Below are 15017 nucleotides of genomic sequence, written 5' to 3'. Positions count from 1 at the left end.
ATCCCGGAGCACGCAGTGCGGAGGGTAGTCCAGTGATCGCTCCTGCCGCCTCGACCACGCACCTCGTGCTGATCCCGAGCTACAACACCGGCGCGACCGTCTACGAGACGGTGCGCGCAGCGCGTGCGCAGTGGACGCCGGTGTGGGTGGTGGTCGACGGCAGCGACGACGGCACGGCCGCCGGACTGCAGGCGATGGCCGCGGCCGACCCTGGCCTGCGGGTGCACGTGCTGCCGCACAACCAGGGCAAGGGCGCGGCCGTGCTGCACGGGCTGGAACTCGCGGCCGCCGCCGGCTTCACCCACGCGCTGACGATGGACGCCGACGGCCAGCACCCGGCGGCACTGATCCCGGCCTTCATGCAGGCCTCGGCGGCGCGACCCGGCGCGATGGTGCTGGGCCGCCCGGTGTTCGACGCCAGCGCGCCGTTGCTGCGGGTGCGTGGCCGGCGTGTCTCGAACTGGTGGGCCAACCTGGAGACGCTCGGCGCCGGCATCGGCGATTCGCTGTACGGCTTCCGCGTCTACCCGATCGCGGCGCTGGCCGCGGTGATGCGCGGCCAGCGCTGGATGCGCCGCTTCGACTTCGACCCCGAGGCCGCGGTGCGCCTGGCCTGGCGCGGCATCGCCCCGATCAACCTGGACGCCCCGGTGAAGTACCTCAGCGCCGCGGAAGGCGGCGTCTCGCACTTCCGCTACGGGCGCGACAACCTGCTGCTCACCTGGATGCACACCCGCCTGATGGTCGAGTTCGTGCTGCGCCTGCCGCTGCTGGCCTGGCGCCGACTGACGAAACAGCCGCCCTTCGACGCCCGATGAACACCACCGAGATCTTCCTTGTCGCGATGACCGTCATCTTCGCCGTGCCGTACCTGGTGTGGCGGCTCGGCCGCACCGACTACGTCGCGCCGCTGGTGGTGGTGCAGATCATCGCCGGCGTGCTGCTCGGGCCGGGCGTGGCCGGCGCGGCCTGGCCGGAGCTGCACCGCGCCGTGTTCACGCCGGCCGTGATCCAGGCGCTCAACGGCATCGCCTGGTGGGCGGTGATGATGTTCGTCTGGGTCGCCGGCCTCGAGCTCGATCTGCGACGCGCCTGGGCGCACCGTGTCGAGAGCGGCATCACCGCCGGCCTGGCGCTGGGCGTGCCGCTGTTGTTCGGGGCCGCCGCGGGGCTGCTGCTCGCCGCGCAGCCGGGCTGGATCGGCACGGGTGCGCGACCCTGGCAGTTCGTGCTCGGTGTCGGCATGTCCTGCGCGGTGACGGCGCTGCCGATCCTGATCCTGCTGATGGAGAAGCTGGCCATCCTGCGCCGCCCGATCGGCCAGCGCATCCTGCGCTACGCGAGCCTGGACGACATCGCGATCTGGGGCGTGCTGGCGCTGATCCTGATGGACTGGGAGCGCCTGTCCAGGCAGGCCGGCTTCATGCTCGGCTTCCCGTTCGCGGCGCTCGCCTGCCGTGCGCTGATGCCGCGCCTGCCCGAGCGCGACCGCTGGTTCGTCGGCCTGATCTGGCTCGCGCTGGTGTCGCTCGCGGCCGACTGGGCCGGGCTGCACTTCATGGTCGGCGCCTTCCTGGCCGGCGCGGTGCTTGATGCCGACTGGTTCGACCAGGCGCGCATGGACCAGCTGCGCGAATTCCTGCTGCTGACGCTGATGCCGGTGTTCTTCCTCAGCACCGGGCTGCGCACCAGCTGGTCGCTCGGGGGGGCCGCGGTGTTCCTGGTCGCCGGGTTGCTGCTGTTCGCGGCGGTGGCGGGCAAGCTGATCGGGCTGCGCCTGGCGGGACGGCTGCTCGGCTGGGCCCCGGGCGAGGCCAGCCTGATCGGCTGGCTGCTGCAGACCAAGGCGCTGATCATGATCATCTTCGCCAACATCCTGCTCGACCGGCAGGTGATCACCAGCCCGACCTTCACCGCGCTGCTGCTGATGGCCATCGGCAGCACCATGCTGACCATCCCGCTGGCCACGCCGCGCCTGGCGCGGCTGCCGCCGGCGGTGCTGACGCGGGAGTAGGGCTCAGGCCGGCGCGGTGGCGCCGGCGGCGTCGGGCGGCGCGAACAGCAGCGGCTCGGCGCGGCCGTCGGCGGCGAGCGGCGGCAACAGCGCGCGCAGCGCGCTCGCGTCGAGCTGCGGGTGCTCGCGTGTCGCGCGCTGCACGATCTGCGCGGCCAGCGACTGCAGCTGCCCGGCCAGCGTGCGCACGCGCGCGCGGAAGGCCTCGGCGTCGAGCGGGTCGCGCAGCCCGCGGTTGAGCTCGACGAACCAGGGCGCGGAGGCCTGGTCGAGCATCACCGGCCGGTTGCGCCGCGGGCTCGCCTCGCCCCAGGCGCGCAGGAAGTCCTGCACCGCGGCGTTCAGGCGCTTGCACTGCATCAGCACCTCGCGCAGGTGCGACAGCGTGGCCAGGTCGCCCAGGCGCTGCTGGAAGAACAGCGGCGCCAGCACGCTCCAGTAGTACGTGTAGTCCCAGATCACCTTGGTCGGCAGCACCTCGGGGTCGCCGAACAGGCCGTACTGGTCGGTGTAGAGCGCCAGCGTGCTGTCGTAGAACGAGCGGAAGATCTGCTCGTAGATCTGCACGTGCGCGGCCAGCGGCTGGCCCGCGCGGTCGCGCATCACGAGTTCGGTGATGTAGGTGTTGCCGATCGCGATGAAGTCGCTGCCCGGCGAGTAGAACGGGTCGAGGAAGCGCCCCGCCTCGCCTGCCAGCGCCCAGCGCTGCGCCGAGAACACCTGCGTGCAGTCGTACGAGAAACGGCGCAGGAAGGCGAAGTCCTGCAGCGCGTCGCGCTTGCCCTCCAGGTCGGCGTACAGCGCCGGCTGGTACTGCCGCAGCCAGTCCATCGCCTTGTCGAAGGTGTTCATCGACTCGAGCGGATGGAAGCGCGGGTCGGCCACGATGCCCACCGAGTGCGAGCCCGAGGACAGCGGGATCAGCCAGACCCAGTAACCCGCGCCGACCAGGTGGTTGGTCGACAGCCAGCGCGTGGGCGTGACGCAGCGTGCGCGCCAGGCCGGATCGGCCGACCAGTCGTCGATGCGGATGCGCTCGCGGATGCGGAACCACACCGCATGGCAGCCGTGGGCGTTCTCGCGCGCCAGGCCGAGCTGGCGCTTGATCAGCCCGGCGCGGCCGCAGGCGTCGATCACCCAGCGGGCGCGGCTGCGCTGCAGCGGCGCGCCCGGGCGCTGCCAGTCCACCACGTGCGGCGCATCGTCCTCGCCCAGCGTGAGCTGGCGGATCAGCGCACCGTCGACGAAGCCCACGCCCTGGCGGCGGCATTCCTCGGCCAGGAAGTTCTCGAACACGCCGCGGTCGATCTGGTAGCTCGGCGTGGGCAGCGGCCGGCTCGCGCCCAGCTCGGTGACCCGCGCGATGTCGCGCTCGCCCTCGCTGAAGAAGAAGCGGAAGCCGAACTTGCGCAGCTGCTGGTCGTCGAGGTGCTGCTTCAGGCCGAGCACCTGCTCGAAGTAATGCGCGCCGATCTCGACGCTCGATTCGCCCACCTTGTGGCAGGCCACCGGCACCGGGTGGCTGCGGCGTTCGATCACCAGCACGTCCAGCGCCGGGTCGCGCCGGCGCAGCTGCAGCGCGAGCGTCAGGCCCGCGAGGCCGCCCCCCATGATGACGATGTCGTGCGTGCTCTCGGCGGTCATGACTGCTGGCCTTCCGGATCCGTGGGAGGCCGCATCATGCACCAGCGGGCGAAAGCCCCGATGCGGCCCGAGGTTCGAGCGCCAGCGCGAGGTGCAGACGCGGGCCGAGCGGCAGCGCGAGGCGCGCCGGCAGTTCCCGCGCGAGTGCCTCGAACAGCGGCAGCGCGTCGCCCATCGCGTTGGCCGCCAGCGCCGCGGCGGCGGCCGAGCGCAGCGCCGGCGCGGGCGCCGCTTCGGGCACCAGCCGGCCCTCGACCCGCCAGCGCGAGGCCGGGCCGGGCTGCGGCGCGAGCACCAGGGCCACGCCGAGCAGGCCGCGGCTGCCGTTGACCGAGGCGAGCGGGCCGCAGGCCGCGCTGTCCACGCCCACCAGCAGCACCGGTGTCGTGTCGGCCAGGCATTGCGTGGCGGCCTCCAGCCAGCCGGCCGCGAACGCATGCCCGAACTCGGCGACGGCGCTGCTCGGGCGCCGGCAGCCGCTGGCGATCGCCCAGTAACCCGAGGCCGCGTTGTGCACCGAGTGGTGGAAGCGCGTCGGCGAGAGCAGCAGCGGGTCCGTGGCGAGCGTGCGGCACAGCGCGTCGACCACTGCCAGGTCGCCGTGCGTGGAGCTGAACACGCTGGGCACCGCGTCCGCCGCCAGGCCGGCCTCGGCCACCGCGGCCTGCGCCACCTCGAGCGCGACCAGCACCGACTCGGGCGCGCGGCGCCGTTCGTTCGCGCCCAGCAGCGCACCGGCCGGTCGTGCCGCAGGCGCCGGCAGCGTGCCGCCGCGCAGCGCCTCGCGGGCCGCCTGCCAGCCCGGCAGTGCCGGCGCCCACAGCGCGAGGCCGTCCAGGTAGAGCGCGAGGCTGCTCATGCCGCCTCGCCGCGCCCGAACAGCAGCACCGCGTTGCTGCCACCGAAACCGAAGGAATGGCTCGCCGCGACCTGCGTCGGCGCCTCGGCCGGCGCGAGCCGCAGCTGCGCCGCGAAGCGTTCGCCGAGCGCCGGGTCGGGCGCGGCCGTGAAGGCGCTGCCCGAGCGCAGCCCGTGCGCCAGCGCCGTCCAGCACAGCGCCGCCTCCACCAGGCCGGCCGCGCCCATGGTGTGACCGGTCAGGCCCTTGGTGGCGCTGGCGTGCACCGTGGCCGGGTAGCGCCGCGCCACCAGCGCCGCCTCGACCTCGTCGTTCTGCGGCGTGGCGGTGCCGTGCAGGTTCAGGTAGTCGATGTCGTCGGGCGCGAGCGCGGCCCGCGCCAGCGCGTCGTCCAGCGCGGCCTCGGCGCCCAGGCCCTGCGGGTGCGGGCCGGACATGTGGTGCGCGTCGTTCGATTCGCCGTAGCCGAGCAGCTGCATCGCGCCCGGCCCGCGCGCCAGCAGCGCGAAGCCGGCCGCCTCGCCCAGGCTGATGCCCCGGCGCTGCGCGTCGAAGGGCCGGCACGGCTCGCTCGCCACCAGCCCGAGCGCGCGGAAGCCGTACAGCAGGCTGCCGCACAGTGCGTCGACGCCGGCCACCACCACCGCGTCGGCGAGCTCGAGCCGCAGCCAGCGCTCGGCGCAGGCGAAGGCCTTGGCGCTGGACGAGCAGGCCGTCGAGACCGTCAGGCAGGGGCCCTCCAGCCCGAGCTGCGCCTGCACGAACAGCGCCAGCGCATGCGGCGTGTTCAGGCGCGGGCTGCGCAGCGGTGCCGGGAAGCCGCCGTCGGGTGCGAGCGTGCGGTAGGCCTGCTCGGAGGCGCCGATGGTCGAGGCCGCGCTGCCCAGCACCAGCCCCACCCGCGCGGCGCCGTGGCGCGCCACCGCGGCCTGCACGGCGCCGATGAAGCCGTCGAGCTGCAGCGCCTGCCAGGCCAGCCGCGTGGCGCGGCAGTCCCACTCGGCCAGCGCGGCCGGCAGGGCCGCGTCATCCAGCGTGTCGAGGCGGCCGGTCCAGCACTCCAGCGGCAGCGCGGCATCGCGGTGGGGCCGCAGGCCGCTGGCCTGCGCCGCCACGGCGTCGCGCAACGCCGCCTGGCCGGCACCGGCGGCACCGAGCAGCGTCTAGGCGGTGATCGCGACCGGCGCGATCGGCGCCGGTCGCGGCGGGCTCAGCGGTAGCCCGGTTCGTTGGCGTTGTGGATGATCCAGATGAGGTGGCCGCTGTTGACGTCCATGCCGCCCGGCCCGGCGAAGATCAGGCGGCCCATGCCCTTGTACACCAGCTCGTGGCGGTAGCGGTCGGAGCCGAAGAAGAACGGGATCCAGGCCTTGCCGGTCATGTAGGCGCCCTGGTCGGTGGGCTGGCCGGCGATGTCGGTCGCCTGCTTCATGCTCATGCCGATCTGCAGGCGCGGGAACTTCGAGCCCGGCGCGGGCTTGCCGGTGATCTCGCCTTCCCAGTCGTTGATGCCCTTGACCTTCTGGCCCGAGCCGGATTCGACCTTGCTCGAATCGACCACCTCGCCGCGTTCGTTCATGCCCGGCGGCACCTTCGACGTGGCCGGTGCAGGGGCGGGGGCGGCGGCCGGCTTGGCATCCGAGCCGGACGACGACTGGCCCGGCATGGTGACGCAGCCGGCGAGCAGCGCGAAGGTGCCGGCCGCGGCGCAGCCGGCGGCGAGCCGGCGGGTGATTCGGTGCATGGTTCCCTCCCAGGGTTGTCGGGGCGCGGGGCGGATGGCCCGCACGGGAATGCTAACGCGCGACCTGAGCGTTAGTACATCCCGCCGTCGATGGCGATCACCTGGCCGGTGAGGTAGCCCGCGGCCGGGCTGGCCAGGAAGCCCACCAGCGCGGCCACTTCCTCCGGCGTGCCGGCACGCTGCACCGGAACGAGGCGCTTGACGGCCTCGGCGTCGAACACCGAATCCGCCATCGGCGAGGCGATGATGCCCGGCGCCACCGCGTTGACGGTCACGCCGCGGCTGGCCACCTCGAGCGAGAGCGCCTTGGTGGCGCTGTTCAGCGCGCCCTTGGCCGCGGCGTAGTTCACCTGCCCGCGATTGCCCGCCAGCGCCGCCACCGAGGACACGTTGACGATGCGCCCCCAGCGCGTGCGCAGCATCGGCAGCAGCAGCGGCTGCGTGACGCGGAAGAAGCCGTGCAGCGACAGGTCGATGACACGGTACCACTGCTCGGCGCGCATGCCCGGGAACACCGCGTCGTCGTGGATGCCGGCGTTGTTGACGATCACCTGCACCGGCCCGTCGGCCAGCATCGCCTCGCAGGCGCGGCGCGTATCGGCGTCGCTGCCGAGGTCGAACACGCAGCACTCGGCCCGTCCGCCCGCCGCGGCGATCTCCCCGGCCAGCGTCTGCACCGCGGCCGGGCGCGAGTGGGCGTGCAGCAGCACGTGCAGGCCGTCGGCGGCGAGCCGGCGCGCGATCGCGCTGCCGAGGGCGCCGCTGGCGCCGGTGACGAGCGCGCGCTTGGGAGTGGGTGCGTTCATGGCATCAGGGGCGTCAGGGGCGCAAGGGGCTGTCGAACACCACCGCGGCGCGGCCGTCGACCAGCGGCCGGCCGTCCGCGTTGCGCAGCTCGAAGCGGTACAGGGCCTGGCGCGTGTCGCCGGCCACGAGCATGGCGTGCACGTGCAGCGCGCCGGCGATGTCGTCCAGCCGCGCCACGTGCAGCCGCACCTGGCGCGCGCTGGCCAGGAAGCCGGGCCGCGCCGCGCCGCCGGCCGGCGCGGTGAGCGACCCGTGCAGCGCCATCGCCTGCGCGGCGTACTCGATGGCGCAGGGCGCCACCAGGCCGAGCCGGCTGCGCAGCGGGTGGCGCGGGTCGCCCTGGCCGCGTGCGAGGCAGTGGATCGAGCCGGCGTCCCACGCGACCAGCGCATCGAGCAGGCACATCCGGCCGCGGTGCGGGACGCGTGCCTCGATGCCGGCGTGGTCGAGCGTGGCGGGCGCGTTCATCGGAAGGCCAGCTCCAGGGCGATCGACTGGTCCGGCGGCCAGTCGAGCTGCAGCAGCCCGGCATGGCGCCGCGCCAGCGCCTGCAGCAGCGGCAGTGCACGCGCCGCGGGAATCGCACGGCGCAGCGCCTCGAGCGGCGCGGTGTCGCAGGGCGTGGCCGGCTGGTCCGACAGGGCGCCGAGCGTCAGCTGTGCGGCGCCGGCGCGGGGCGGGCCGAGCACCAGCGCCACGCCGAAGCTGTCGGGCAGCGGCCGCACCGCGTGCAGCGGCTCGGGGTAGGGCACGTCGCAGGCCACCAGCAGCACCGGCGTGCCGCGTTCGGCGCAGATCGCGGCGGCCTCCAGCAGCCCGGCGGCGAAGCTGGCGTCGAAGGCGCCCAGGCTGGTGGAGTCCTGCATCGAGCGGGTGGCGATGTGCCAGTAGCCGCCCGCGGCGTTGTGGACCGAGTTGGTGAAGCGGGTCGGCGACACCAGCCGCTCGGGCGCGGCCAGTGCCTCGCACAGCGCATGGCAGTTGCCCGGCTCGCCGGTGGACGAGGTGAACACGCTGGGCAGGCCGGCCGGGTCCCGCCCCGCGGCCTGGCAGGCCTGGTCGGCCAGCGCGACCGAGGCCTTGACCAGCGGGCCGGCGCGCCGGCGCTCGGTGGCCGGCAGCCGCGCCGGCGCCGGCACGACGGTCGGCCGCGGGGCCCAGGCGGCAGGTTGCGCCAGCAGCGGCGCCGCCTGGGCCCAGTCGTCCAGCCCCGGTCCGAGCAGGCCGATGCCGAGCAGGCCGAAGGACAGGCTCACTGGACTGCCCCGAAGACCAGGCAGGCGTTGCTGCCGCCGAAGCCGAAGGAGTTGCTCGCCACCGTCGCGAGCGGGCGCCGCAGCGGCTCGCGCAGGTAGTTCACGTGCAGCGCCGGGTCGGGCGTTTGCACGTGCAGCCCGGCCGGCGCCAGGCCGTGCTCGAGCGCCAGCATCGCGACGGCCGCCTCGACGCCACCGGCCGCACCGAGCGTGTGGCCGGTGTAGCCCTTGGTGCTGCTGCACGGCAGCGCGCGGCCGAACACGGCATCGACCGCACGGTCCTCGGCGGCGTCGTTGTTCGGCGTGCCGGTGCCGTGCAGGTTCAGGTAGTCGATGGCCTCGGGCGCGAGCCCGGCCTGGGCCAGCGCGGCACGCATCGCGAGCACGGCGCCGGCCCCCTCGGGGTGCGGGCTGCTCATGTGGTGGCCGTCGCTGCTCTCGCCGGCGCCCAGCAGCCGGGCCCGCGGCGCGGCGGCGTCGCGCTCGAGCAGCGCGAAGGCGGCCGCCTCGCCGATCGACAGCCCGGCACGCTGCGCGTCCCAGGGCCGGCAGACGTCGGTGGACAGGAGTTCGAGCGAGTGGAAGCCGCACAGCGTGGTCAGGCACAGGCTGTCGACGCCGCCGACCACCGCGGCGTCGATGACGCCCAGCCCGATCAACCGTGCCGCGTCGGCAAACACCTTGGCGCTGGACGAGCAGGCGGTGGACACCACCCAGGCCGGGCCGCGCAGGCCGAGCCGGGTGCGCAGGTAGCGTGCCGCCGAGTAGGTGTTGTGCGTCTCGGGGTAGTGCAGGTCGGCCGGCAGCGCGCCGCTGGCCGGGTCGCGCCGGCGGTAGGCCCGTTCGGTCTGCAGGATGCCCGAGGTGCTGGTGCCGAGGAACACGCCGACCCGCTCCGCGCCCCAGCGCTGCGCCGCCTGCGTCGCCCGTACGGCGAAGCCGTCGCTGCGCAGGCCGAGTTCGGCGAGGCGGTTGTTGCGGCAGTCGAAGGCGGCGAACGCCTGCGGCCAGTCGAGCGTGTCCAGGCCGTCGACCACGCCGAGCCAGCTGCCCAGCGTGGTGCCCTCGAATTCGGCCCGCACCAGCCCGCTGCGGCCCTCGGCCAGCGCGGCCCAGTTCGCCGCGCGGCCGTGGCCGAGTGCGGTGACGAGCGTGAAGTCGCTGACGCCCAGCGGGGTCATGACAGGCTGGCGTGCAGGTCGGCCACCAGCAGCACGTTGGCGAACGGCGTGCCGGCGCTCATCGGCGCGCTGCGCACGGTGAAGCCGAGTGAGCCGAGCAGCGCGACCCAGTCGTCCCGCGTGCGGCCCCAGGTGGGCGGCACGCGGTGGCCGCGCACGCCGGTGACGATGTGGTCGACCCATTGGCTGATCGTGTAGCCGCGCCGCTGGGCCTGGTCGCCGATGCGCAGCAGCAGCCGCCCGTGCGGCTGCAGTGCGTCGCGCACACGGGCCAGCAACGCCGCCTGGTCGGCATGGTCGACGTAGTGCAGCACGTCCAGGATCACCACCAGGTCGCATTCGGGCAGCGCGGCCGCGCGCATGTCGGCGGCGACGAAGCGCGCCGGCAGCGCCAGCGGCGCGAGCGCGCGTTCGGCGCGTGCCACGTCGCGCGGCATCAGTTCGATGCCGGTGTACTGCTGCAGCGCCGGCGGTGCGGCCCAGCCGCCGGGCCATTGCCCGGCCTGCTGCAGGGTGCCGCAGGCGTGCAGCAGGCTGGCCAGCAGGCCCTGGCCGCAGCCGATGTCGACCACCCGCGCCGCGTGTCCCCACTCGCCGCGTTCGACCAGGCTGCGGAACACCGGGTCGCGGCCGAGCTTGCCACGTGCGAAGTGCCAGGCGAAGCGGCCGGCGCCGCGGTAGGGCGCACTGGCGCGGCGCAGCAGTTCGTGCCAGGCCGCGTCGGTGCCCGGCACGCGGGCCGGGCGCGTGCCGGCGGCGAGCGTGCCTTCGTTCATGCGGCCGCGTGGCGCGGTGGCAGCGCCTCGGTCAGCGTGGCGGGGCGCAGTCCGGCGTCGCGGCAGCGCTGCAGCAGGGCGGGCAGCACGTCCAGCAGCACCGGCCGCCCGGCGGCACCACGCCTGGCGTGGCCGTCGTGCAGCAGCAGGATGTCGCCGGCGCCGAGCCGGCGCGCCAGCCGCGCCAGCACCCGGGCCGGGTCGTGGTCGCGGGTGTCGAAGCCACGCCGCGTCCAGCTCACCAGGTGCAGGCCGAGCCGGTGCAGCACCGGATCGAGCAGCGGGCTGCGCAGCCCGGCCGGCGCGCGGAAGCAGTGCGGCCGCACGCCGGTGAGCTCGCCCAGCAGGTCCTGCGCCGCGGCGATGTCGCGCTCCAGGGCCTTCGGACCGAGCAGCGAGAAGTCGTGCCGGTGCCGCAGGCTGTGGTTCTGCACGCTGTGGCCGGCGGCGACGATCTCGCGCAGCAGCGCGGCCTGCGTGCGGGCCCGCTCGGCGATGCAGAAGAAGGTGGCGCGCACCCCGGCGTCGTCGAGCCAGCGCAGCACCGCCGGCGTGGTGTGCGGGTCGGGCCCGTCGTCGAAGGTCAGCGCCACGCTCGGCCCGGCCGCCGCCGGCAGGCGTGTCACGTTCGGGCCCAGCACGCTGCTGCGCGGCCACAGCCCGGCGGCGGTCAGCAGCGCGTGGTTGGCCGCCAGGCCCCCCAGCGCCCACAGGCCCGTCTCCGGCGCCCACAGCGTGGAGCCGGCGGCCGCGGCGTGCAGCCAGGCGCTGCCGCGCAGCAGCGGCGGCCAGGGCCACGTGTGCGGGGCCGGCGGCAGGGCGGCGGGGGCGGTGGTCGGCATGCGGTACGGGGGGCGGCGGAAAATTCTGTCACAGCCGCGCCGGCGGCTTCGGCGCGCAGGCCGCCGCGATCAGCAGCGCGAGCAGCGCGCCCGGCGCGACCACGCGGCCGATGGCCGACAGCGCAGGGATGTCCGACAACGCCAGCAGCGCGAACGACAGCACCGTGGTCAGGTTGGCCAGTGCCAGCGAGGCGAGCGTGTCGTCGTCGGCCGGCCGGCCGCGCAGCAGGTCGAAGAACAGCGCGTAGTTGGAGCCCACCGCCACCACCAGCAGCAGCCCGACCAGGTGCAGGATGCCCAGCGGCTGGCCGAGCGCGGCCAGGCCGCCGACGGTCAGCAGCACCGCCAGCGCGAGCGGCTCGCAGGTGGCCAGCACGCGGCGCGGGTCGCGCAGCGCCGCCGCGATCAGCAGCAGCACGCCGAGCCCGCCGAGCAGCGCCTGCACGCCGGCCTCGTGCAGGTACAGCGTGTACATGCGGCGCAATTCGCTGCCGATGTCCAGCAGCTGCGTGTCCGGCAGGCCGGCGAGTGCCTGCTGCACCGCGGCGGTGTCGAGTGCCGCGCCGACCGGCTGCAGCGGCAGCAGCGCCGTCCAGGTGCCGTCGCTGCCCTGGGTCAGCAGCGCATCGACCAGCGGCGCGACCGGCGTGCCGCGCAGGCTCTGCGGCGTCTCCGGGAGGCCATGGCGCGCCGCGGCGACGGCGGCGACGAAGGGCTCGAGACGTTCGGCGCGCAGCGGTCCGCCGCGCGTGGCGTCGGCCAGCGCGGTGCGCAGCGCGGCCGGCTCGGGCAGGCTGGCCAGGCGGGCGCGCTGGGTCGCGACGCTGGGCAGCACGCGCGTGATGCTGTCGAAGCCGGCCAGCACGCGGCGGTCGACCAGCGTTTCCAGGCGCGCGGCGGCGGTCTCGGCGCGCTGCAGCACCGTTTCGGCGTCGCCGCCCTGCACCACCACCAGGCCACCGCCCTCGCCGCTGGCCAGCTCGGCGCGCAGGCTGGCCTCGAGCGCCAGCTCCTGCGGCGGGATCGGGCTGAGCGACGACAGTTCGGCCTCCCACAGGCCGGGGCGCTGCCACAGCAGCACGGCCGCGGCCATCCCCAGCGCCGGCCACAGCCAGCGCGTGCGCGGCAGCCAGGCGACGCCGGCACGCGCCGCCCGGCCGAGCTGGCGGCGTGCGCCCATGCCGCGCGCGCCGTCGGGCATCAGTGCGGGCAGCGCCAGCCGCGTGGCCAGCGCCGCGCCGAGCAGCCCGGCGATCGAGAACACGCCGAGCTGGGCCAGGCCCGGGAAGCCGGAGAACAGCAGCGCCGCGAAGCCGCACACGGAGGTCAGCAGGCCGAGCCGCACGGTCGGCCAGCCGCTGGCGAGCCAGCGGCGCCAGCCGGTGCCGCCCTGCCCGCGGGTCTGGATCAGGTAGTAGATCGCGTAGTCGACCGCCTCGCCGATCAGCGTCGAGCCGAAGCCGAGCGTCACGCCGTGCACCTGCCCGAAGGCCAGGCTGACCGCCGCGATCCCGGCCAGCACGCCGCTGGCCACCGGGATCAGCGCCACCAGCAGCGCGGCCGGCGAGGCGAAGGCGACCACCAGCAGCGCGCCCATCAGCAGCGTGCCGGCGGCGGCCAGCCAGTGCACCTCGCGCTCGATCTGGGCGCGGCTGTCCACCGCGAAGCGCGGCGTGCCGCTGAGCAGCAGCGTCAGCCCCTCGCGCGCCAGCGGCGCGAACTCGTGGCGGATGCGCTCGATCGCCAGCGCCTGGGCGTCGAGGTCCGCGCCGGGCGCGCGCACGATCGCCAGCAGCAGCGCGCGCCCGCCCTGGCGCGCCACCCACACGCCCTGCTCGCTGCGCGGCGCACGCGCCGGGATCAGGCCCTCGGCGATGCGCAGCGTCTCGCCGGTGGGGTCGCGGTCGAGCAGCGGGCGCACCGCCGCGCCGGCCGGTGTGCCGAGCAGCGAGACCGTCTCGTCGATCGCGTCGCGCAGGCCGGCGGCGCCGAAGCGCTCCGGCGTGACCGCCGGGCTGAGCGCGTAACGGCGCTCGAACAGCCACTGGCCGGCCTCGGACCAGGCGTCGTTCTCGCCGTTGCTCACCTGCTCGAACAGGCCGCTGGCGCGCAGCGCGGCGGCCAGCCGGCGCGAGGCGGCGGCGCGCTGCGTCGCATCGCCGCCCTCGATGCCCAGCATCAGCGTGCGCGCCGGCACGCCGCTGCGCAGCTGCTCGATCAGCGCGCGCTGGCGCGGCTCGGTGCCCTCCGGCAGGAAGGCGCTCAGGTCGGCGGTGAAGCTGGTGCGGGTGATCTGCAGCAGCGCGGCCAGCACCAGCGCCGCCCACAGCAGCAGGCGCGCGGCGCGCTGCCGCGTGCTCAGCGGCGCGCCGGTCATCGCGGCGCGGGCGTCAGCGGGTCGACCAGCATCAGCGAGCGGTCGCCGTTGGCCAGCCGGATCTCGACGCTGCGCACGTCCGCGCCGCTGCCGGCGATCTCGAGCACACGCACCTGCGCGGCCAGCCCGGCGTCGAGCGGGCGCAGCGCGAGCGTCCACTTGTCCGCGCTGCCGCTGACGCCGGGCTGGAAGTGGCGCTGGAGCGTGCGCGCGTCGCCGGTCAGCGTGCCGCGCATCGCGTCGGCCAGCGCGCCCAGTTCGGGCAGCGCGTCCAGCGCCACCTGGCGCGTGCGGCCGCCGCGCCGCAGCACGGCGATGTCGCCTTGCACCTCCATCGACTCGGCGCGCGGCTCGGTGGTGTAGCGGGCGAAGCGGTCCGGCGCGGTGAAGCTGAGCGTGCCGCGCGAGCGCAGCGGCGGGCCGTCCAGCCCGGCGACGAAACGCTCCTCGGTGAATCGCGCCTCGCCGCCGCTGCGCCGCGCCAGCAGCGCCATCAGGGCGTCGAGGTCGAACGCCGCGGCCGGCGCCGCGGCGGGCAGCAGCAGCAGCGCGGCCAGCAGGCGGCGCCGCTCAGGCCGCATGGTCCTCGCGCCAGAAGTCATGGAAGTTGAACCAGTTGGTGGGCGCCTCGCGGCACAGCGCCTCGAGCCGGGCGACGTAGGCCTGCTGCGCCTCGTGCACCAGGCGCTGGCGCGCGGCCGGGTCGGCGGGCGGGTCGCGGAAGTCGGCCAGCGTCTCGAAGCGCACATCGTAGCGACGCCCGCCGCGGTACAGCGCGACCATGAAGATGACGCGCCGGCGCAGCAGCAGCGCCAGGCGCAACGGGCCGTCGTCGAAGGGCGCGGGCACGCCGAGGAAGGGCAGCCGCACGAGGGTGTCGCGTCCGGCGGTCGTGCCGGCGGCGCCCGGGGCGTCGAGGTAGCGGTCGCCGAGCAGGCCGGCGAGGCCGCCGCCGTCGAGCCAGTCGCGGATCGCCAGCGTCGATCCGGGCCGGCCGATGGCGATCACCTCGAGCCGGGCCTGCGGCGCCAGCGCCTGCAGCACGCCCTGGATCAGGCGTGCGTTGTCGGGGTACATGACCATCGCCACGCGCATGCCCGGGCGGGATTCGCCGACCGCGTGCAGCGCCTCGAAGCTTCCCAGGTGCGCGCCGAGCAGGAAGGCGCCGCGCCCCTCGGCCAGCGTGGCATCGACCAGCGCGCCGCCGTGCACCTGCAGGTCGAACACGTCGGTGCGGCCGCGCACGAACCAGACCCGGTCCAGCACCACCGAGGCGAAGGCATGCAGGTGCCGGTAGACCTCGTGCCAGCGCGCCGGGCGGCCCAGCACGCGGCCGAGGTAACGCGCCGAATGCCGCCGCGCGGCGGGGGCGAAGCAGAGGAAATAGAGCGTGATCGGGTGCAGGATCCATCGCGCCACGCGGCGGCCCAGGTGCACCGCGATCCAGGCCATCAGGCGCAGCGTGGCCTGGTTGCTGCGCTCCGGGGCGCTGTGCCAGTCGGGCGCGTCGGCCATGG

The 15017-nt window shown here is 75.3% G+C and carries 15 protein-coding genes; 2 read left to right on the top strand and 13 right to left on the bottom strand.

All coding sequences use genetic code 11. The features are described 5' to 3' along the window. Positions 1-32: 32 nt before the first annotated feature. Complete coding sequence (locus D9C15_RS15015) at positions 33-818, top strand: glycosyltransferase family 2 protein (protein ID WP_127998582.1); 786 nt, start codon at positions 33-35, stop codon at positions 816-818. Continuing rightward, positions 815-2014 carry a cation:proton antiporter gene (locus tag D9C15_RS15010; protein WP_127998580.1) on the top strand — a complete coding sequence of 400 codons (1200 nt, stop codon included), beginning with the start codon at positions 815-817 and terminating at the stop codon, positions 2012-2014. Before D9C15_RS15015 ends, D9C15_RS15010 begins: the two co-directional genes overlap by 4 nt. Positions 2015-2017: 3 nt before the next feature. Here D9C15_RS15010 and D9C15_RS15005 read toward each other — a convergent pair whose 3' ends face one another. The 13 genes from D9C15_RS15005 to D9C15_RS14945 form a co-directional block, all read right to left on the bottom strand. Further along, positions 2018-3658: an NAD(P)/FAD-dependent oxidoreductase gene (locus D9C15_RS15005; protein WP_127998579.1), complete on the bottom strand. Its 1641-nt coding sequence runs from the start codon at positions 3656-3658 to the stop codon at positions 2018-2020. Positions 3659-3692: 34 nt separating this feature from the next. Continuing rightward, a complete protein-coding gene (locus tag D9C15_RS15000; RefSeq protein ID WP_127998576.1) occupies positions 3693-4517 on the bottom strand; it encodes a beta-ketoacyl synthase chain length factor in 825 nt (274 codons plus the stop codon). Then, on the bottom strand, positions 4514-5677 hold the full coding sequence (locus D9C15_RS14995) for a beta-ketoacyl-ACP synthase (protein ID WP_127998574.1): 1164 nt from the start codon (positions 5675-5677) through the stop codon (positions 4514-4516). Before D9C15_RS14995 ends, D9C15_RS15000 begins: the two co-directional genes overlap by 4 nt. Before the next feature lie 50 nt (positions 5678-5727). Continuing rightward, a complete protein-coding gene (locus tag D9C15_RS14990) occupies positions 5728-6261 on the bottom strand; it encodes a hypothetical protein (protein ID WP_205854801.1) in 534 nt (177 codons plus the stop codon). A 71-nt stretch (positions 6262-6332) separates the two neighbouring features. Beyond that, the gene (fabG, locus tag D9C15_RS14985; protein WP_127998572.1) at positions 6333-7067 is read right to left on the bottom strand and encodes a 3-oxoacyl-ACP reductase FabG; all 735 of its coding nucleotides are present in this window, start codon (positions 7065-7067) and stop codon (positions 6333-6335) included. 13 nt (positions 7068-7080) lie between these two features. Further along, on the bottom strand, positions 7081-7536 hold the full coding sequence (locus D9C15_RS14980; protein WP_127998570.1) for a hotdog family protein: 456 nt from the start codon (positions 7534-7536) through the stop codon (positions 7081-7083). Further along, positions 7533-8324, bottom strand: a complete 792-nt coding sequence (locus D9C15_RS14975; protein ID WP_127998568.1) for a beta-ketoacyl synthase chain length factor — start codon at positions 8322-8324, stop codon at positions 7533-7535. The genes D9C15_RS14980 and D9C15_RS14975 overlap by 4 nt, the downstream gene beginning before the upstream one ends. Next, positions 8321-9505, bottom strand: a complete 1185-nt coding sequence (locus D9C15_RS14970; protein WP_127998566.1) for a beta-ketoacyl-[acyl-carrier-protein] synthase family protein — start codon at positions 9503-9505, stop codon at positions 8321-8323. The genes D9C15_RS14975 and D9C15_RS14970 overlap by 4 nt, the downstream gene beginning before the upstream one ends. After that, positions 9502-10281 (bottom strand): class I SAM-dependent methyltransferase, encoded by a 780-nt coding sequence (locus D9C15_RS14965; protein WP_127998564.1) that lies wholly within the window; start codon positions 10279-10281, stop codon positions 9502-9504. The genes D9C15_RS14970 and D9C15_RS14965 overlap by 4 nt, the downstream gene beginning before the upstream one ends. Further along, on the bottom strand, positions 10278-11123 hold the full coding sequence (locus D9C15_RS14960) for a polysaccharide deacetylase family protein (protein WP_127998562.1): 846 nt from the start codon (positions 11121-11123) through the stop codon (positions 10278-10280). Before D9C15_RS14960 ends, D9C15_RS14965 begins: the two co-directional genes overlap by 4 nt. 28 nt (positions 11124-11151) lie before the next feature. Beyond that, complete coding sequence (locus tag D9C15_RS14955) at positions 11152-13500, bottom strand: MMPL family transporter (RefSeq protein WP_127998560.1); 2349 nt, start codon at positions 13498-13500, stop codon at positions 11152-11154. Continuing rightward, positions 13497-14081: a LolA-related protein gene (locus D9C15_RS14950; RefSeq protein WP_240668413.1), complete on the bottom strand. Its 585-nt coding sequence runs from the start codon at positions 14079-14081 to the stop codon at positions 13497-13499. Before D9C15_RS14950 ends, D9C15_RS14955 begins: the two co-directional genes overlap by 4 nt. Next, complete coding sequence (locus tag D9C15_RS14945) at positions 14071-15015, bottom strand: lysophospholipid acyltransferase family protein (RefSeq protein ID WP_127998556.1); 945 nt, start codon at positions 15013-15015, stop codon at positions 14071-14073. The genes D9C15_RS14950 and D9C15_RS14945 overlap by 11 nt, the downstream gene beginning before the upstream one ends. Between the last annotated feature and the right edge of the window lie 2 nt (positions 15016-15017).

Source organism: Piscinibacter defluvii, assembly GCF_004011805.1.
Taxonomy (GTDB): domain Bacteria; phylum Pseudomonadota; class Gammaproteobacteria; order Burkholderiales; family Burkholderiaceae_C; genus Piscinibacter; species Piscinibacter defluvii.
This window is presented reverse-complemented; position numbering and strand designations above follow the sequence as displayed.

Coding starts and splice junctions, on each gene's coding strand:
- D9C15_RS15010 (WP_127998580.1), top strand. CDS start 815: ATGAACACCACCGAGATCTTCCTTGTCGCGATGACCGTCATCTTCGCC.
- D9C15_RS15005 (WP_127998579.1), bottom strand. CDS start 3,658: ATGACCGCCGAGAGCACGCACGACATCGTCATCATGGGGGGCGGCCTC.
- D9C15_RS15000 (WP_127998576.1), bottom strand. CDS start 4,517: ATGAGCAGCCTCGCGCTCTACCTGGACGGCCTCGCGCTGTGGGCGCCG.
- D9C15_RS14990 (WP_205854801.1), bottom strand. CDS start 6,261: ATGCACCGAATCACCCGCCGGCTCGCCGCCGGCTGCGCCGCGGCCGGC.
- fabG (WP_127998572.1), bottom strand. CDS start 7,067: ATGAACGCACCCACTCCCAAGCGCGCGCTCGTCACCGGCGCCAGCGGC.
- D9C15_RS14980 (WP_127998570.1), bottom strand. CDS start 7,536: ATGAACGCGCCCGCCACGCTCGACCACGCCGGCATCGAGGCACGCGTC.
- D9C15_RS14970 (WP_127998566.1), bottom strand. CDS start 9,505: ATGACCCCGCTGGGCGTCAGCGACTTCACGCTCGTCACCGCACTCGGC.
- D9C15_RS14965 (WP_127998564.1), bottom strand. CDS start 10,281: ATGAACGAAGGCACGCTCGCCGCCGGCACGCGCCCGGCCCGCGTGCCG.
- D9C15_RS14960 (WP_127998562.1), bottom strand. CDS start 11,123: ATGCCGACCACCGCCCCCGCCGCCCTGCCGCCGGCCCCGCACACGTGG.
- D9C15_RS14955 (WP_127998560.1), bottom strand. CDS start 13,500: ATGACCGGCGCGCCGCTGAGCACGCGGCAGCGCGCCGCGCGCCTGCTG.
- D9C15_RS14950 (WP_240668413.1), bottom strand. CDS start 14,081: ATGCGGCCTGAGCGGCGCCGCCTGCTGGCCGCGCTGCTGCTGCTGCCC.
- D9C15_RS14945 (WP_127998556.1), bottom strand. CDS start 15,015: ATGGCCGACGCGCCCGACTGGCACAGCGCCCCGGAGCGCAGCAACCAG.